Source organism: Sphingopyxis sp. (assembly GCF_035998965.1).
GTDB lineage: Bacteria > Pseudomonadota > Alphaproteobacteria > Sphingomonadales > Sphingomonadaceae > Sphingopyxis.
The window spans coordinates 46,030-63,192 of record NZ_DASYHE010000025.1 but is presented as its reverse complement, the minus strand read 5'-3'; the positions used below and the strand labels follow the sequence as shown (position 1 = coordinate 63,192).

At 64.2% G+C, this 17,163-nt stretch carries 19 protein-coding genes; 17 read left to right on the top strand and 2 right to left on the bottom strand.

Annotated features, from left to right (window positions below):
• Positions 1–40 precede the first annotated feature (40 nt).
• From VGN68_RS03295 to VGN68_RS03245, 11 genes are all read left to right on the top strand, one after another.
• Entirely contained in the window at positions 41–616 is a 576-nt protein-coding gene (locus VGN68_RS03295) for a NifU family protein (RefSeq protein WP_327473864.1), read from the top strand.
• Between the two features lie 25 nt (positions 617–641).
• A complete protein-coding gene (locus tag VGN68_RS03290) occupies positions 642–1,235 on the top strand; it encodes a malonic semialdehyde reductase (protein WP_327473842.1) in 594 nt (197 codons plus the stop codon).
• 19 nt (positions 1,236–1,254) lie between these two features.
• The gene (tsaB, locus tag VGN68_RS03285; protein ID WP_327473862.1) at positions 1,255–1,872 is read left to right on the top strand and encodes a tRNA (adenosine(37)-N6)-threonylcarbamoyltransferase complex dimerization subunit type 1 TsaB; all 618 of its coding nucleotides are present in this window, start codon (positions 1,255–1,257) and stop codon (positions 1,870–1,872) included.
• A complete protein-coding gene (locus VGN68_RS03280) occupies positions 1,869–2,351 on the top strand; it encodes a GNAT family N-acetyltransferase (RefSeq protein WP_327473840.1) in 483 nt (160 codons plus the stop codon). The genes tsaB and VGN68_RS03280 overlap by 4 nt, the downstream gene beginning before the upstream one ends.
• 107 nt (positions 2,352–2,458) lie before the next feature.
• Positions 2,459–2,893 carry a MucR family transcriptional regulator gene (locus VGN68_RS03275; protein WP_327473839.1) on the top strand — a complete coding sequence of 145 codons (435 nt, stop codon included), beginning with the start codon at positions 2,459–2,461 and terminating at the stop codon, positions 2,891–2,893.
• A gap of 134 nt (positions 2,894–3,027) precedes the next feature.
• The gene (locus VGN68_RS03270) at positions 3,028–3,453 is read left to right on the top strand and encodes a Fur family transcriptional regulator (RefSeq protein ID WP_058805138.1); all 426 of its coding nucleotides are present in this window, start codon (positions 3,028–3,030) and stop codon (positions 3,451–3,453) included.
• Positions 3,422–4,210 carry a lysophospholipid acyltransferase family protein gene (locus VGN68_RS03265; protein WP_327473837.1) on the top strand — a complete coding sequence of 263 codons (789 nt, stop codon included), beginning with the start codon at positions 3,422–3,424 and terminating at the stop codon, positions 4,208–4,210. Before VGN68_RS03270 ends, VGN68_RS03265 begins: the two co-directional genes overlap by 32 nt.
• Before the next feature lie 7 nt (positions 4,211–4,217).
• Entirely contained in the window at positions 4,218–5,564 is a 1,347-nt protein-coding gene (gene miaB / locus VGN68_RS03260; protein ID WP_327473835.1) for a tRNA (N6-isopentenyl adenosine(37)-C2)-methylthiotransferase MiaB, read from the top strand.
• A 180-nt stretch (positions 5,565–5,744) separates the two neighbouring features.
• On the top strand, positions 5,745–6,752 hold the full coding sequence (locus VGN68_RS03255; protein ID WP_293698298.1) for a PhoH family protein: 1,008 nt from the start codon (positions 5,745–5,747) through the stop codon (positions 6,750–6,752).
• Between the two features lie 302 nt (positions 6,753–7,054).
• Positions 7,055–9,277 (top strand): TonB-dependent hemoglobin/transferrin/lactoferrin family receptor, encoded by a 2,223-nt coding sequence (locus VGN68_RS03250; protein ID WP_327473829.1) that lies wholly within the window; start codon positions 7,055–7,057, stop codon positions 9,275–9,277.
• Between the two features lie 22 nt (positions 9,278–9,299).
• Entirely contained in the window at positions 9,300–10,274 is a 975-nt protein-coding gene (locus VGN68_RS03245) for a DUF6607 family protein (RefSeq protein ID WP_327473826.1), read from the top strand.
• Between the two features lie 188 nt (positions 10,275–10,462).
• Here VGN68_RS03245 and VGN68_RS03240 read toward each other — a convergent pair whose 3' ends face one another.
• Complete coding sequence (locus tag VGN68_RS03240; protein WP_327473824.1) at positions 10,463–10,840, bottom strand: DoxX family protein; 378 nt, start codon at positions 10,838–10,840, stop codon at positions 10,463–10,465.
• Between the two features lie 138 nt (positions 10,841–10,978).
• On the opposite strand from VGN68_RS03240, the gene VGN68_RS03235 reads away from it, so the two are divergent.
• From VGN68_RS03235 to VGN68_RS03210, 6 genes are all read left to right on the top strand, one after another.
• Positions 10,979–11,434 (top strand): carboxymuconolactone decarboxylase family protein, encoded by a 456-nt coding sequence (locus VGN68_RS03235; protein ID WP_327473822.1) that lies wholly within the window; start codon positions 10,979–10,981, stop codon positions 11,432–11,434.
• Entirely contained in the window at positions 11,434–12,300 is an 867-nt protein-coding gene (locus VGN68_RS03230; protein WP_327473820.1) for a sigma-70 family RNA polymerase sigma factor, read from the top strand. Before VGN68_RS03235 ends, VGN68_RS03230 begins: the two co-directional genes overlap by 1 nt.
• 402 nt (positions 12,301–12,702) lie before the next feature.
• On the top strand, positions 12,703–13,209 hold the full coding sequence (ybeY, locus tag VGN68_RS03225) for an rRNA maturation RNase YbeY (RefSeq protein WP_327473818.1): 507 nt from the start codon (positions 12,703–12,705) through the stop codon (positions 13,207–13,209).
• 19 nt (positions 13,210–13,228) lie between these two features.
• On the top strand, positions 13,229–14,170 hold the full coding sequence (locus VGN68_RS03220) for a hemolysin family protein (protein WP_327473816.1): 942 nt from the start codon (positions 13,229–13,231) through the stop codon (positions 14,168–14,170).
• Between the two features lie 40 nt (positions 14,171–14,210).
• Entirely contained in the window at positions 14,211–15,368 is a 1,158-nt protein-coding gene (locus VGN68_RS03215; protein WP_327473814.1) for a glycosyltransferase family 1 protein, read from the top strand.
• 7 nt (positions 15,369–15,375) lie between these two features.
• Positions 15,376–16,698: a replication-associated recombination protein A gene (locus VGN68_RS03210; protein ID WP_327473812.1), complete on the top strand. Its 1,323-nt coding sequence runs from the start codon at positions 15,376–15,378 to the stop codon at positions 16,696–16,698.
• A 29-nt stretch (positions 16,699–16,727) separates the two neighbouring features.
• On the opposite strand, the gene VGN68_RS03205 is transcribed toward VGN68_RS03210, so the two are convergent.
• Positions 16,728–17,144: a GFA family protein gene (locus VGN68_RS03205; protein WP_327473810.1), complete on the bottom strand. Its 417-nt coding sequence runs from the start codon at positions 17,142–17,144 to the stop codon at positions 16,728–16,730.
• Positions 17,145–17,163 lie beyond the last annotated feature (19 nt).

The window sequence follows — 17,163 nt, the reverse complement described above, 5'->3', positions numbered from 1 at the left end:
TCGGCTTGCACAAAGGGCGATGGCGTCCCACATGCAGCCCATGCTGATTGAAACCGAATCAACGCCCAATCCCGCGACGCTCAAATTCCTGCCCGGCCAGGCGGTGATGGAGGCGGGCACCCGTGACTTTGCCAGCCCCGAAGAGGCCGAGGCGTCGCCGCTGGCGAGCGCGCTATTCTCGCTCGGCGATGTGACCGGCGTGTTCTTTGGCCGCGATTTCGTGTCGGTCACCGCAGCGCCCGGGGTTGGCTGGAGCGACCTCAAGCCCGATGTGCTGGGCATATTGATGGACCATTTCCTGGCCGGTGTGCCGCTGTTCAACGCCGCCAGCGCCGGTTTTTCGGTCCCCGCAGAGGATGAACCGGGCTTTGCCGACGATCCCGCCGATGCCGACATCGTCGAACAGATCAAGGAACTGATCGAAACGCGCGTCCGTCCCGCGGTCGCCAACGACGGCGGCGACATCGTCTATCGCGGTTTCGACAAGGGCAATGTGTATCTGAAGATGCAGGGCGCCTGCGCCGGTTGCCCGTCGTCATCTGCGACGCTGAAGAACGGCATCGAATCGCTCTTGAAACATTATGTACCCGAGGTAACGGCAGTCCACGCCGTCTGACCGATTTCACCCGAGGAGTAAGCCCATGAGCGAGCCGCTATCCGACAGCGCTCTCGACCAGCTGTTTCGCACCGCGCGCACCTATAACGGCTATCTCGACCAGCCCGTTTCAGAGACGCAACCGCACGCGATCTGGGATCTGATGAAATTCGGTCCGACCAGCGCCAATTGCCTGCCGGCGCGGATCATCTGGTGTACATCGGACGCCGCGAAACAAAAGCTCGCTGCGCTGGCGATGCCCGCCAATGCCGAAAAGATTTTGAAGGCGCCGGTCACCGCGATTATCGGCATGGACTTGGAATTTTACGAGAATTTGTCCGAACTTTTTCCGCACACCGATGCGCGCAGCTGGTTCGTGGGCAATGATGAATTGGCCAAGGCGACGGCGTTTCGCAACTCCAGCCTGCAGGGCGCCTATTTCATCCTCGCGGCGCGTGCGCTCGGCCTCGATACCGGGCCGATGTCGGGGTTCAATAACGATGCCGTTGATGCGGCCTTTTTTGGTGACCAGCCGAGCGTGAAGAGCAATTTCATCTCGACCCTTGGCTATGGCGATCCAGCGACGATTTTCGAACGTAGTCCGCGCCCCGACTTCGGTCGGTTCAATCGCATCGCCTGAGCCGGAACTCCCCCGCTTGATGCGCCAGTTGGTGATCGATTCGGCGAGCGAGGCCTGTTCGGTGGCGTTGCTGGAGGGCGCGGACGTTGTGGATTACCGGCACGAGGTGATCGGCCGCGGCCATGCCGAGCGGCTGGTTCCCCTGATCGCCGAACTCATCGATGGTGGCAAAGCCGACGCGATCGTCGTCGGCTGCGGACCGGGCAGCTTTGCCGGGGTGCGGATCGGCGTGGCGGCGGCGCGCGGACTGGCGCTCGGCTGGCAGGTGCCGGTGCGGGGGTTTTCGACGCTCGCGCTCGTCGCGGCCAGCGCCGCCGAAGCGATAGCGGCAGCAGGCGGCGCGCTCGTCGTGATGGAGGGCGGGCATGGCCAATGGTTCGTCCAGCCTTTCGCCGCGGACCTCTCGCCGCGCGCGGAACTCCGTTCGCTGTTGCCTGATGAAGCGGCCGCGCTGACCGATGAACTGGTCGTCGGCAATCGCGCCGAACCTCTCGTTGCGCGGCGCGGTACCGGCGGCGCGCTGGCGATGCTGCCCGACGCGCGGGCATTTTGGCGCCTGCCGCCGGCGGCATTGCTCGATCAGCCCAGCCCGATTTATGGCCGCGCGCCCGACGCCAGGCCGATGGCGCTGACATGACGGGCGCCATCCGCCTGGCCACCGCGCGCGTTGCCGATCTTGCTGCGGTGATGCGCGTGATGGATGCCGCTTTTGAACCCGCCTACGGCGAGGCGTGGAGCGGGGCGCAGCTGCTCACCCTGTTTGCCTTGCCCTCCGCGCGCGTTTGCATCGCGTGGGATGGCGACCAGCCATGCGGCTTTTCGGCGGCGCGGATCGCCGGACCCGAAAGCGAGCTTTTGCTGCTCGCGGTCGACCCGGCTTGGCGCGGACGCGGCATCGGCAAATTGTTGATGCAGGATTGGCAGACTTGGGCGACGGCGCAGGGCGCCGATGAGTATTTTCTGGAAATGCGCGCCGACAACGACGCGATACATCTGTATTTACAGACCGGCTTTTCGGAAGTCGGGCGACGCGCCGCCTATTATCGCGGTCAGGATGGCAAGATGCGCGATGCTATTACGATGCGCCGAACGCCGCCGGTGACCGGAAACAACTGATCGGTCGTTGCGCATTCGTTCGCAAAGTGGCAACATTGTAAGCGGAGTCACAAGAATTCCAATGGTCGCCGTCCAGCTTCTGGGTCAAAACAATAAGGAATAGTCTCATGTCCGACCAAGCCGATACCAACGAGATGCTCGTTACACTGACCGCAGACATTGTCGCGGCGCACGTCAGCAATAACAGCGTCGCGATTTCCGATCTTTCTTTGCTGATCAATAATGTCCATGCCGCTTTGACGGGACTCGGCACGGCGCCGGTCGTCGAGGAAAAGCTCGTTCCCGCGGTTTCCATTCGCACCTCGGTCAAACCCGACTTCATCACTTGCCTGGAAGATGGCAAGAAACTGAAGATGCTGCGCCGCCACCTGATGACGCATTATGGTATGACTCCCGACGATTATCGCACCAAATGGGGGCTGCCCGCCGACTATCCGATGGTCGCGCCGAATTACGCCGAACGTCGCCGCGCGTTGGCGAAGGAAATCGGCCTTGGCACCAAGGGGCGGGGCGGCGGACGCAAGCGCAAGGTCAAAGCCTGAGCCGCTGCTCCTGGGCGCCCGGACAGGCAGGGAAAGGGGGGTGCCCGGGGGGTGCCGCCCTTGTCCTATCACCAGGGTGACCCTATACAGTTGTTGTAAGAAAGACGCGGCTGCATCTTGCAGGAAAGGCCAGCATGTCCGGTACCATCGATCTCGAAGCCCTGTGCCACGAAAAGGGGCTGCGCATCACGGAGCAGCGCCGCATCATCGCGCGCGTCATCTCGGATTCCGAGGATCATCCCGATGTCGAGACGCTCTATGAGCGCGCGTCCAAGATCGACAGCGGTATTTCGATCGCCACCGTCTACCGCACCGTGCGCCTGTTCGAAGAGGCGGGCATCCTGGATCGTCATGATTTCGGCGACGGCCGCTCGCGTTACGAAGCCGCGCCCGAGGCGCATCACGATCATCTGATCGACGTCGAAACGGGCAAGGTGATCGAATTTGTCGATCCCGAACTCGAGGCGTTGCAAAAGGTTATCGCCGAACGGCTGGGCTTCCGCCTCGTCGACCATCGCATGGAGCTTTATGGTGTCGCCCTCGATCGCAAGCGCGACTGATCGCGCCGCGATCACCTGGCGGACCGTCGCCCGCTTGACCCTGATGGTGCTGGCGCTCCTGTTTTTGATCGTCCCGCACCTCCTGTATCGCGCCGTCGGTCGGCCGTCGCCGATGGTCATGGCCTTCCTTAATGCCGCGGGATGGATCGCCGGGCTGCGGATCCGCACCACCGGCACCCGCCTCCGCCGCGACGTGCTGTTCGTGTCGAACCATGTCAGCTGGCTCGATATATTGGCGCTCGGAGGCGCGGCGCGTTCGGCCTTCGTGTCGAAGGCTGAAGTGAAAACGACGCCTTTCGTCGGCTGGCTCGCCGATCAGAACAGCACCATCTATGTCCAGCGCGAGGCGAAGCGCGACATCCACAATCAGGCGAACAGCCTGCGCGATGCCCTCGCGCGCGGACGCCCGGTGACGCTGTTCCCCGAGGGGACGACCGGACCCGGCGACGGCCTGCTGCCGTTCCGCGCGTCACTGTTCCAGGCGATCATCCCGACCCCGCCCAATTTGCAGGTCCAGCCGGTGCTGCTCGACTATGGGCCGGAGGCGAACGATATCGCATGGCTTGATCCTGAATCAGGTCTCGACAACTTTAAGCGCCTGCTCGCGCGCACGCGGCCAATCCCGCTGACCATCCATTATCTCGACCCGCTGCCCGACGCCGTTGAGCAGGATCGCAAGGCGATCAACGAGGCCGCGCGCGCCGCGATTGCGGCCAAAATCGCGGCGGCTTCCGCCGCGCCGCGGCATCGCCTATAGCGCGCCGATGAAATCCGACTCCCCCGCCACCGCCAAGACCTTCCACGTCAAATCCTTCGGTTGCCAGATGAACGTCTATGACGGCGAGCGCATGGCCGAGATGCTGGGCGCCGAAGGCTATGTGGCCGCCGCCGACGGTGCCGACGCCGACCTCGTCGTGCTCAACACCTGTCACATTCGCGAGAAAGCGGCCGAGAAGGTCTATTCAGACATTGGCCGACTGAAGCGCGCCGACGGCAGCCGTCCGACGATCGCGGTCGCGGGCTGCGTCGCGCAGGCCGAGGGCGCAGAAATCGCGCGCCGGGCCCCCACCGTCGATGTCGTTGTCGGTCCGCAGGCGTACCACCGGCTGCCCGACCTGCTCGCGCGCGCGGCGCGCGGCGAGAAAGCGGTCGACCTCGACATGCCCGCCGCCAGCAAGTTCGGCGCTTTGCCAAAACGCGGCGCGGGCCAGCGCCCGACCGCCTTCCTGACCGTGCAGGAAGGCTGCGACAAATTCTGCACCTATTGCGTCGTCCCCTACACCCGCGGCGCCGAGATCAGCCGACCGTTCGCCGACCTGATCGCCGAGGCACGCGCCTTGGTCGCGGGCGGCGCGCGAGAAATCACCTTGCTCGGCCAGAACGTCAACGCGTGGGACGGTGAGGACGACAAGGGCCGCACGATCGGCCTCGACGGCCTGATCCGCGAGCTGGCGCGCGAGGACGGGCTGGAGCGCATCCGCTACACCACCAGCCACCCCAACGACATGACCGAAGGACTGATCGCCGCGCATGGCGAGGTCGCCAAGCTGATGCCCTTCCTCCACCTGCCGGTGCAGGCGGGCAGCGACCGCATCCTCGCCGCGATGAACCGCAGCCATAGTAGCGAGAGTTATTTGCGCGTCATCGAACGCGTCCGCGCGGTGCGCCCCGACATCGCGATCTCGGGCGACTTCATCGTCGGTTTCCCCGGCGAGAGTGAGGCGGATTTTCAGGCGACGCTCGATCTGATCCACCAGACGCGCTACGCGATGGCGTACAGCTTCAAATATTCGCGCCGCCCCGGCACCCCCGCGGCGACGATGGACGACCAGATTTCCGAAGAGGTGATGAACGATCGCCTCCAGCGCTTGCAAGCGCTGCTCAACGAGCAGCAGCAGGCGTTTAACGAAGCGAGCGTCGGCGGCACGACGCGGCTGCTCCTCGAACGCAAGGGCAAGCTTGATGGGCAGCTGATCGGCAAGACGCCGTGGCTGCAATCGGCACATGTGATCGCCCCCGGCCTCGCGATCGGCGACATGATCGACGTGCGTATCGTGTCGGCCGGCGCGAACAGTGTTGCCGCTGAGCCATTGATGGAAGCGGTCGCCTAGTGCGGTCAGCCGACCTTAAAACCGTTTGTCCTGAGCTTGTCGAAGCCTGTCCTGAGCGCCTGCAAGGCAGTCGAAGGGGACCGTTCTTTCTTTCGACGTTGCAAGAAGGGCTGTGCTTCGACAAGCTCAGCACGAACGGATTCTCATACCGCGTCTTTTGACTGAAAGAGCCCTGCCCATATGTCCAAACGCCCGCTGACCGCCTCGACCCCCGCCGAGCCCGGCGACCGCGTCCGACTGACCGCGGAATTTGAGCGAACGCAGCTGTTGGGCATATTGTTTGGCGAGTTCGACCGCAATCTGGTCGGCATCGAAAACCGCCTCGGCGTATACATCTCAGCGCGCGGCAACCGGGTGCAGATCGAGGGCGAGGCCGAAGCCGCGGCGCGCGCGCGCGATGTGCTCCTCGATCTCTACAACCGCATCGAACAGGGGCAGGAGGTCGACGCCGGGATGGTCGACGGGGTGATCGCGATGTCGGCGCAGCCGACCCTCGCGGGCATCATCCGCCACGACAAGGACGAAGCGCCAACGGTGATGATCCGCACGCGCAAAAAGACGATCGTGCCGCGCGCCCCGTCGCAGGTGCCCTATATGAAGGCGCTGGCGCGGGACGATGTGATCTTTGCGCTCGGCCCGGCGGGGACAGGCAAGACCTATCTCGCGGTCGCGCAGGCGGTGGCACAGCTGATCACCGGCAGCGTTCAGCGGCTGATCCTGTCGCGGCCCGCGGTCGAGGCGGGCGAAAAGCTCGGCTTCCTGCCCGGCGACATGAAGGAAAAGGTCGATCCCTATCTGCGCCCGCTCTACGATGCGCTCCACGATTGCCTGCCCGCCGAACAGGTCGAACGCCGCATCGCCAGCGGCGAAATCGAGATCGCACCGCTTGCCTTCATGCGCGGCCGTACGCTCGCCGACGCCTTCATCATTTTGGATGAGGCGCAGAATACGACAATCCCGCAGATGAAGATGTTCCTCACCCGCTTTGGCATGAACAGCCGAATGGTCATCTGCGGCGACCCCAAACAGGTCGATCTGCCGATCCCGGCGTCATCGGGGCTGGCCGACGCGGTCAGCCGGTTGGAGGGCGTCGAGGGCATCAATGTCAGCTACTTCACCAGCGCCGATGTTGTGCGTCACCCGATCGTCGGGCGGATCGTCGATGCCTATGAAGGGCCGGGGGCTTAACTCCTAAAAATCCTCCCTGTGGCGAAGCCATGGGGAGGGGGACCACTTGCGCAGCGAGGTGTGGAGGGGCGCCGCGACTTTGCGCAACGCCCATCCGTCAGTCCTTCGGACTGCCCCTCCCCATGGCTTCGCCACAGGGAGGACTGCTTTAGTCTCACCGCGCATAACGCTGCGTACAAATCCCCATATCGTTGAAGTACCATACGCAAACGAGTCGCAATAGCATAAAACTTGACCCCTTGATTTCGCGCGCCTAGAGCGACGCTATTGCGAATCACTCGCAACCAAATAGGGGAAGAGTTTTGACTAGCTACCGTTCGCCGTCCACCGTCCGTCTCGCGGCGGGTACCGCTCTGGGTTTCGTGCTCGCCGCGACCGCCGCGCCGGTCTTTGCGCAGGACAATGACGGCGAGTATTGGGCGGCGCGCAAGAGCCAGATCGTCGTCACCGCGACGCGCACCGCCGTGAAGGTCGAGGACATCCCGGTCACCGTGACCGTCAAGAATGCCGAACAGATCGCCGACGAACTGGTCACCGACATCCGCGATCTCGTCCGTTTCGAGCCGGGGGTCAGCGTCCAGCGTCAGCCGGCGCGCTTTGGCGCCGCGCTGGGCGCGACGGGGCGTGCGGGTAACGACAGCTTCAATATCCGCGGCATCGGCGGCAACCGCGTCCTGATCCAGGTCGACGGCGTCCGCGTCCCCGACGGTTTCACCTTTGGCGCGCAGGCTTCGGGGCGCGGCGATTATGTCGATCTCGGCCTGATCAAATCGGTCGAGATCCTGCGCGGCCCGTCGTCGGCGCTGTACGGTAGCGACGGGCTGGCGGGCGCGGTCAGCTTCATCACCGCCGACCCCTCGGACTTCCTTGAGGAAGGCAAGAGCGTTGGCGGCCTGCTCCGCGCCGCGTACAGCAGCGCCGACAAGGAGTTCAGCGAAACCGGGATCCTTGCGGGCCGCAGCGGCGACTGGTCGGCGATGGCGGCCTACACGCGCCGCGATTATCAGGAGCTCGACAATCAGGGGACTGTCGGCGGCACCGGCGCCGCGCGGACACGGCCCAATCCGCAAGACGGCCGCTCCGACGCCGCCCTCGCGCGCCTCGTTTACGATCCCGCGAACGGCCACAAGCTGCGCCTGACCGGCGAATATCTCGACACGCACCTCTATACCAACGGCCTTTCGGGCCTCAGCGCCTCCGTCGACCGGCTCGAAGGCTTCGACAGCGGAACCCGCAAGCGCGTCTCGCTCGACTGGAGCTGGGAAGGCGGGGGGGCGATCGATTTCGCGCGCGTCGCGCTCTACTGGCAGGACGGCGAGGATCGCCAATATACCGAGGAGGATCGCACCCCGCTCGCCGACCGCACGCGGCTCAACACTTTCGAGAACCGTGTCGTCGGCGCGTCGGCCGACGCCCGCGCCGATTTCACGACCGGCGCGATCGCTCACCGCCTGGTTTTCGGCGGCGACATCAGCCAGACGCGCCAGCGCGGCCTGCGCGGCGGCACCGTGCCGCCGGCGGGCGAGACCTATCCGACGCGCGCCTTCCCCAGCACCGATTTCACCCGCGCCGGGCTGTTCGTCGGCGACGAAATCGCGATCGCCGACGGGCGCCTGCTGCTCTACCCGGCGCTGCGGTTCGATTGGTACGATCTGTCCCCCGACAACGATCCGCTGCTGCCGACCTTTGCCGGGGCGAGCCAGGATGGCTCGCGCCTGTCGCCGAAGTTCGGTGCAGTCTGGAAAATCACCGATCAGGTGCGGCTGTTCGCCAATTATGCGACGGGCTTCAAGGCGCCCGAGCCGGGACAGGTTAACCAGTTCTTCGAAAACCTGACCTCGCCCTTCTTTTCCTACCGCTCGATCCCCAATCCCGATCTCGGTCCCGAACGCAGTGAAAGCGTCGAAGGCGGCATCCGCTTTGCCAGCGATGCGGTCAGCCTCGACGTCACCGGCTTTTCGGCGCGCTACAAGGATTTCATCAGCCAGGAACAGATTGGCGGCGCGGGGACGATCGCCAATCCGATCCTCTTTCAATTCGTCAATCTCGACCGCGTCCGGGTCAAAGGGGCCGAGGCGCGGTTCGAGGGGCGAGCGTCGTCCGGCCTGTATGCGACGCTCGCCCTTTCCTATGCCAAGGGGGACGTGATCGATCCCGCGGGCGCGCGCGCACCGCTGTCGACGATCGATCCGTTCAAGCTGGTCGCGGGGGTCGGCTATCGCGAAGCGCAGGGGCGTTTTGGCGGGCAGTTGATCATGACACACAGCGCCCGCGTCAGCGCATCGCGGACCACCGGCATCTGCACCCCCGACTGTTTCCGCCCCGATGCCTTTACGATCCTTGATGCGACGGCGTTCGCCCGCATCGTTGACGGGGTGACGCTGCGCGCCGGGGTCTTCAACATCCTCGACAAGACATATGCCTGGTGGAGCGATGTCCGCGGCCTCGCGTCCACCTCGACCGTCACCGATGCCTACACCCAGCCCGGCCGCAACGCGTTCGTGTCGCTCAGCTTCCGTTTCTAACCACGATCGAAGGACAGCCATGATGAACAAATATCGCAAGTTCGCTGCCACGCTGCTGCTGTGCGCCGTAGCGCTCCCCGTTGCCGCCCCCGCGCACCCACCGATCGCCGCTGATGCTGCCGCGGCCAATTTCGAGCAGGACCGCACCGATATCCTAGCGATGGCGGGCAATTACCGCGTTCGATTTGACATGCAGGAATCGACGCGCTGGGATCCGTCCTATCAGCCTCTCGAGCCCAAGAAATCGGGCGGCAACGAGGTGGTGCGCGTGATCGAGGATACGGGTCGCAAGATCGTGCTGCAACACCTGCTCGTCATCGAGCATGAAGGCAAGTCGCACATTATCAAGCATTGGCGGCAGGATTGGGAATATGAACCCGCCAAAATCCTCGCCTATTCGGATCGCAACAGCTGGGCTTGGGAAGATGTCCCCGAACGCATGCGTACGGGGCGCTGGTCGCAGACTGTTTATCAGGTCGATGACAGCCCGCGCTATGCCGGCTGGGGCCAGTTCGAGACACAGGGCGGCGTCCGCCGCTGGCGGTCTAGCTGGACCTGGCGCCCGCTCGCGCGCCGCGACGCGGTGCGTAACCCGGTCTATGACCGCTATCTGTCGATCAACCGCCACCAGAGCTCGCCCGACGGCTGGGTCCACTGGCAGGACAATACCAAGATGGGAACAAAGGACGGCAAGCTGGTGCCGGTCGTGCAGGAATATGTCCTCAACACCTATACCAAGAACGACCAGTATGACGTGAAGGCCGCCGACGATTATTGGGCGGCGACAAAGGATTATTGGGCCGCGGTGCGCGCCGAATGGGACCGCGTCGCGGCGACAAAGGGCGGCATTGCGATCGACGAGGAAGCGCAGACCGGCACCGTGATCAGCGGCCGCCTGCTCGAAATCGCGGACGAGGTGCAGGACAAGAAGCAGACCACCGCCAAGGCCATCGCGGAGGCGAAGAAACTGATCGAGGCGAATACCCGCAAGCTGTGACGATCTTCACGATGTGAAGCCTGCAACCGGGGGGCGGCCGCATCGGTCGCCCCCGTTTTGTGGTGGTGCGATGCGATGTCGGTTTTGGGGGAGGAAGCTGCTCTTGACGATCCTCCCCATGGCTGCGCCACAGGGAGGATCAATGTCAGCTATCGGTCGAAAACCGCCATCAACCCCTTGCTGCGCTGTTATTTCCGCGATCCATCCACGCTCCAGATCCCCGCTCCGCGCGTCGCGATGAACAGGAAGATGAAGCAGTAAAGCGCAATCGTCTCGCCGCCATTGGCGATCGGGAAGGGGCTTTGCATCCCGTGCGCGACCCAATAGCCGACCGCCGACATGCCGCTGGCGATGAACGCCGCGGGGCGGGTGAACAGGCCGACGGCGATCAGCACGCCGCCGATCAGCTCGATCGCGCCTGCGGCTTGCAGCATCGGAGTTAACGGATAGGGAAAGGCGGTGGGGAAGTTGAAGAACTTTTGCACCCCATGCGCCATGAACAACAGACCCGCGATGATGCGCAGCAGCGCATAGGCCTGTTCGCCGAAACCATCGAGAAACTTCATGATTGGACCCCTCCTCATCATTATCGAGGCGGGCAAGCTACCGGATTTTCACGTCCGTGCGGAATTTTTTGCGTGCCATGTCACAGCCGCCGATCCTGTCTCGTCATGTCGGTACAAACCAACCAAAGGAGACAGATTATGACCGTCGTAACAGACCCCTTCGCCGCGGCGCCGCAGCTGATGAAACAGTGGATGGGCGTCAGCCTTGCGGTGCAGGACAGCCTGGAACCGAGCCTTATCGAGCTGGTAAAAATCCGCGCCTCGATCCTCAACGCCTGCGCCAATTGCATCAACATGCACACCGCCGAAGCCCGCGCCAAGGGCGAGACCGAGCAGCGTATCTATCTGCTCGCGGCGTGGCATGAAGCGCCGGTCTATACCCCGCGCGAACGCGCTGCGCTGGCGTGGACCGACGCCTTGACCCGTCTGGCCGAAGGCCACACACAACAGGCGGCAAAAGACGGGCTTGAAGCGCATTTCACGGCGGAGGAACAGGTGAAGCTGACGCTGATGATCAACATCATCAATGGCTGGAACCGCATCGCGGTCGGTTTCGACCTCTGGCTCGAAACCCCCGCGGCCAAGGCGGCCTGATGACCCGACCGGGTTCCCATGACGCGGCGGGCGCGGCGGTCAGTTTTGATCCGCTGCGCCCGCTGCTCACCCGCGTCGCGTACCGCATGCTCGGCTCGGTCGCCGATGCCGAGGATGTGGTGCAGGACGCCTTCATCCGCTGGCTCGGCACCGATCGTGCCGACGTGCGCGAGCCCGCGGCGTTCCTGCGCCGCACCGTAACCCGGCTCTGCCTCGACCAGATCAAATCGGCGCGCCGCCAGCGCGAAACCTATGTCGGTCCCTGGCTCCCCGATCCGTTGGTCGAAGAGGAAGAAGAGGACGATGTCACGTTGCCGCTGATGCTCGCACTCGAACGCCTGTCGCCGCTCGAACGCGCCGCCTTCCTGCTCCACGATGTTTTCGGCGTCGAATTCGACGAGGTGGCGAAGACGATCGATCGTGACCCCGCGGCGACGCGCCAGCTCGCCGCGCGCGCCCGCACCCACGTCCGCGACGCGCGCCCGCGCTACAAGCTTGAGAAAGAGCAGGGACTCCAGATCGCCAACGCCTTCTTCGCCGCTTCGCGCAGCGGCGACATGGCGGCGCTCGGCGCCATGCTCGCCGCCGATGTCGGCCTGTGGTCTGACGGCGGCGGCAAGCGAGCCGCGGTGACCGAGCCGGTGTTCGGTCACGACATCGTGCTAAAGCTGCACCGCAGCCTGGCGGTGCTGTTCGGCAAATATGGCTCGACGCTGGTCCACGCCGGGACGATCAATGGCCTGCCGGGTTTTGTGACGCGCGAGGCTGACGGCGAACTGCAAACCACCGCGCTGGAGATCGAGGATGGCAAAGTCGTCGGCATCTATGTGATGCGTAACCCCGACAAGCTGGCGCATGTGCATTGAGGGTGATGGGCGGAGTGCGGATCAGCGATCCTCCCCCAGCGGGGGAGGGGGGACCACCCAAAGGGTGGTGGAGGGGCACAGGAGGTCATCGCAGCACTGATCTGAAAGGGCTGACCTTTTCCGGGAGCTCAGTGGAGGCCCACCTCCTCACCAGCAAGCAAACCGATGGTGCCCCTCCACCAGCTTCGCTGGTCCCCCTCCCCGTTCCGGGGAGGATCGGCTTGCGCCCGCTCCCCAACTCAAAGCAACTCCAGCCGGATCGGAAAAAACGCTGTCCTACATTCCCGCGCCGCGGTAGCGGATAGGTATGACCTTCAACGATCGTCCAGCAGGCGCGCGGAAAACGCGAATTGCGAGTGAAGTTGCGCAGTTTTCCGCCATTTCCCTTGCGCGAGATATTGCGTGCTGAGCGTCGAAACCCATGAAGCTACCCCCTGGCCTGACGCGCTCGATTGGGAAGATCGCGCCGCGGAAGCCGTCGCCGCCGCGCTCGCGCTGACGCCCTTCGCATCGCTTGCCCAGGCTGCCCCGCTGGTCGAAATCGCGGTGCGGCTGACCGACGACGCCGAGGTCCAGACGCTCAACCGCGATTTCCGCGGCAAGGACAAACCCACGAACGTGCTGTCCTTTCCGCAAGTGCAGGACGATCTCCTCGAAGGCCTCGCCAACAGCGACGATGGCGAAATCCTGCTCGGCGACATCGTGCTGGCGCGCGAAACCTGCGCGCGCGAGGCGGACGAGAAGGGCGTGTCGATCATCGATCATGCGACGCACCTGATCGTCCATGGCACGCTGCATCTGGTGGGATATGATCATGGCGACGACGTCAGCGCCGGGGCAATGGAGGCGTTGGAAGTGAAAGCGCTTGCATCGCTGGGCATCGCCAATCCATATGCGGATCAGGATTAACAGAGGAACCGCAAGATATATGCCCGACGACCAAGGGTCTTCGAACCGATCGGAAGACGACAGTAGGTCCGGCCTCTGGGCCGGGCTTCGGACATTGTTGTTCGGCGGCGACAAGGAACCGTCGCTGCGCGAACAGATCGAAGAGGTCATCGACGAGGCTGAGGAAGAGGGGCCAGACCGGCGCGGCAGCAACATTGTCGGTGATATGTCGCCGATCGAGCGCAAGATGCTGCGCAACCTGCTCCATTTCGGCGAACAGACGGTCGACGATGTCGCGGTGCCGCGCGCCGACATCATCGCGATCCCCGAAAGCGCCAGCTTCGACGAAATCGTCGCGCAATTTGCCGAGGCGGGCCACAGCCGCTTGCCGGTTTACCGCGAAAACCTGGACGAAGTGGTCGGCATGATCCACGTCAAGGATGTGTTCGCGGTGCTCGCCGAGGGGCGCCCGCCGCCGCCGCTGATCGACCTGCTCCGCCAGCCGCTCTATGTGCCGCAATCGATGGGGGTACTCGACCTGCTCGCCGAAATGCGGGCGAAACGCACCCATCTGGCCATCGTCATCGACGAATACTCTGGGACCGAAGGCTTGCTGACGATCGAGGATCTCGTCGAGGAAATCGTCGGCGAGATTGAAGACGAGCATGATGACGAGCCGACCGCGCTGTTCATCGCGGGCGATGACGGCTGCTGGAACGCCGATGCGCGCGCCGAACTCGACGATGTCGGCGAAGCGATTGATCCTCGGCTCGCCGAGATCGACGAAGATGTCGATACGCTCGGCGGCTTGGCCGCGGTGCTTGCGGGCCATGTACCGCAGGTCGGCGAAATTTTGTTCCACCCAAGCGGTTGGCGGATCGAGGTGACCGAGGCCGACGAACGCCGCGTTCATCGCCTGCGCCTGCACCCGCCCGTCGTCGTCGATCTGGAAGCTTCGACCGAGCGCCGCGAGGAGTTCTGACGAATTGCCTTTGTCGGCGTGAGGGACTAGCTGGGTCCCAATGGACGTCTCCGACCTGCGCATCGCCCTGTTCAGCGGCAATTACAATATGACCGTCGATGGGGCGAACAAGGCGCTGAACCGCCTTGTCGGCTATCTGCTGGCGCAGGGCGCCGCGGTGCGGGTTTATTCGCCGACCGTCGCCAACCCCGATTTCGAACCCACGGGCGATCTGGTCAGCGTACCCTCCTTCGCAATCCCTGGCCGCAGTGAATATCGCATCCCGGTCACTTTTTCATCGCGGGTGCGGCAGGACATCGCCGCTTTCGCACCGAATATCCTCCATATCTCCAGCCCGGATCGCGTGTCGCGACAGGCGGCCTCGTGGGCGCGGCGGCGGCGGTTGCCGGTCGCCTGTTCGGTCCACACGCGCTTCGAAACCTATTTCCGCTATTACAACCTGTCGTTCCTCGAACCTGTGATGGTGGCGTGGCTGCGCAAATTGTACCGCAAGTGCGACGCGCTGATCGCGCCGTCGGAGAGCTTTGCGCAGGTGCTGCGCGACCAGCGGATGAATTACGATATCGGAATCTGGACGCGCGGCGTCGAGCAGGGCGTGTTTCATCCGGGCCGCCGCGACATGGCGTGGCGCCGTTCGCTGGACATCGCCGACGACGTTCCCGCCATCGCGTTTCTGGGACGGCTGGTGATGGAAAAGGGGCTCGATGTGTTCGCCGACGCGATCGATGTGCTGGCCCGGCGCGGGGTGCCGCACAAGGTGGTCGTCATTGGCGAGGGGCCGGCCGGTGACTGGTTCGAATCGCGGCTTCCGAACGCCAGCTTTGTCGGCTTTCAGGGCGGCGAAGACCTCGCCCGCGCGCTCGCGTCGTGCGATATCTTTTTCAACCCGTCGGTCACCGAAACCTTTGGCAATGTGACGCTGGAGGCGATGGCGTGCGGACTTCCCGTGGTCGCGGCGCGCGCCACGGGGAGTGCCAGCATTGTCAAGCACGGCCGGACGGGGTATCTGGTCGCGCCGGGGTCGATCACCGGTTTTGCCGACCATCTTCAGCGCTATTGCCGCGACATGTCGCTCCGCGCCGACCATGGCGCGGCGGCGGTGACCGAAAGCGGCGCGTATCAATGGGATGCGATCAACCAGGCGGTCGCCGACACCTATCTGCGCCTGATCCGCCAGAAACAGCGGCGCGGGGGCTGATCGTCCGATGGGCGGAGACTTGTTCGGCAGCGACACCCCGGGACAACGCGAAGCCGCTGCAACCGGCCCGGTGCCACTCGCCGAACGTCTCCGCCCCCGCGCGCTGACCGATGTCGTCGGGCAGGACCATCTGACCGGACCCGAAGGGACGATCGGCCGTATGGTCGCGGCGGGGCAATTGTCGTCGATCATCCTGTGGGGGCCGCCCGGCACGGGAAAGACAACGATTGCGCGGCTGCTCGCAGAGGCGGTCGGCATGCGCTTTTCGGCGCTGTCCGCGGTCTTTTCTGGCGTCGCAGATTTGCGGACGGCGTTTGCCGATGCCGAAAAAATGGCCGCAGCGGGCAAACGAACCTTGCTGTTCGTCGATGAAATTCACCGCTTCAATCGCGCGCAACAGGACGGCTTCCTGCCCTATGTCGAGCGCGGCACGGTGGTACTGGTCGGCGCGACGACCGAAAATCCTAGCTTTGCCTTGAACGCGGCGCTGCTGTCGCGGGCGCAGGTGCTGGTGCTCAACCGCCTCGGCGAGGATGCGCTGAAGCAGCTCGTCGCGCGTGCCGAGGGCGATATCGGACGCAGCTTACCGGTCACCGACGAAGCCCGGGCCGCTTTGGTCACGAGCGCCGACGGCGACGGACGCTTTCTGCTCAACCAGGTCGAGACGCTGTTCGCCGCGGCGATCCCTGATCCCCTCGATCCGGCAGCGCTCGCGCAGTTCCTGCACCGCCGGATGCCGGTCTATGACAAGGACCGCGACGGTCACTACAATCTGATTTCGGCGCTGCACAAGGCGCTGCGCGGATCCGATCCGCAGGCGGCGCTCTATTATCTCGCGCGAATGCTTGTCGCGGGTGAGGAGCCGCTCTATGTGCTCCGCCGACTGGTGCGGTTCGCAAGCGAAGACGTCGGCCTCGCCGATCCACAGGCGCTGGTGCAATGCCTTGCCGCCAAGGACGCTTATCAGTTTCTTGGTTCGCCCGAGGGCGAACTGGCGATCGTCCAAGCATGCCTCTATCTTGCCACCGCCCCGAAATCGAACGCGGCCTACGCGGCGCAGAAGGGGGCTTTCGTATCGGCGCGCGACACGGGATCGCTCGCGCCGCCCGCCAACATCCTCAACGCGCCGACCAAGCTGATGAAAGACCTCGGTTACGGCGCGGGCTATGCCTATGACCATGATGCGCCCGATGGCTTTTCAGGAGCCGATTACTGGCCGGACGGCATGGGCGCGCAAACCTATTATCAACCGACCGACCGCGGTTTCGAAAAACGGATCGCCGAACGGATGGCGTGGTGGGACGAACAGCGTCAGACGCGGCCGTCCTGACCGGATCGTCGGGCCATCATCGGCCAGCCCTATTCGAACGGCGGATAGCGCTCAAATGCAGGCAGGCTGTCCAGATTTTCCATCCACCCTATCCGCTCGGCGGTCTGGATCTGCACCTGCGCCGGGATCATCCCGGGATCGTCGAGGGTCGCCGACTGAACATCGATCTGTCCCGGAAAAATCGCTTCGCTGGTATAGAACAGCCCGGTCCCGCATTCGCCGCAAAAATGGCGCCGGCCATGTTCGGACGACGCATAGATTTTCGGCGTTCCCGTGATTTCGATTTCGTCCTGCCCGACCAGCGCCCAGCCGACCATCGGCGCGCCGGCATGGCGGCGACAATCGCTGCAATGGCAGAGCGAGTGATGCTGTACCGTGGTGCTCATCGAATAACGGATCGCGCCGCAATGGCATTGGCCGGTGGCGCGGGGGGACGAATCATCCATAGCCTTTCTCCTTTGCTAT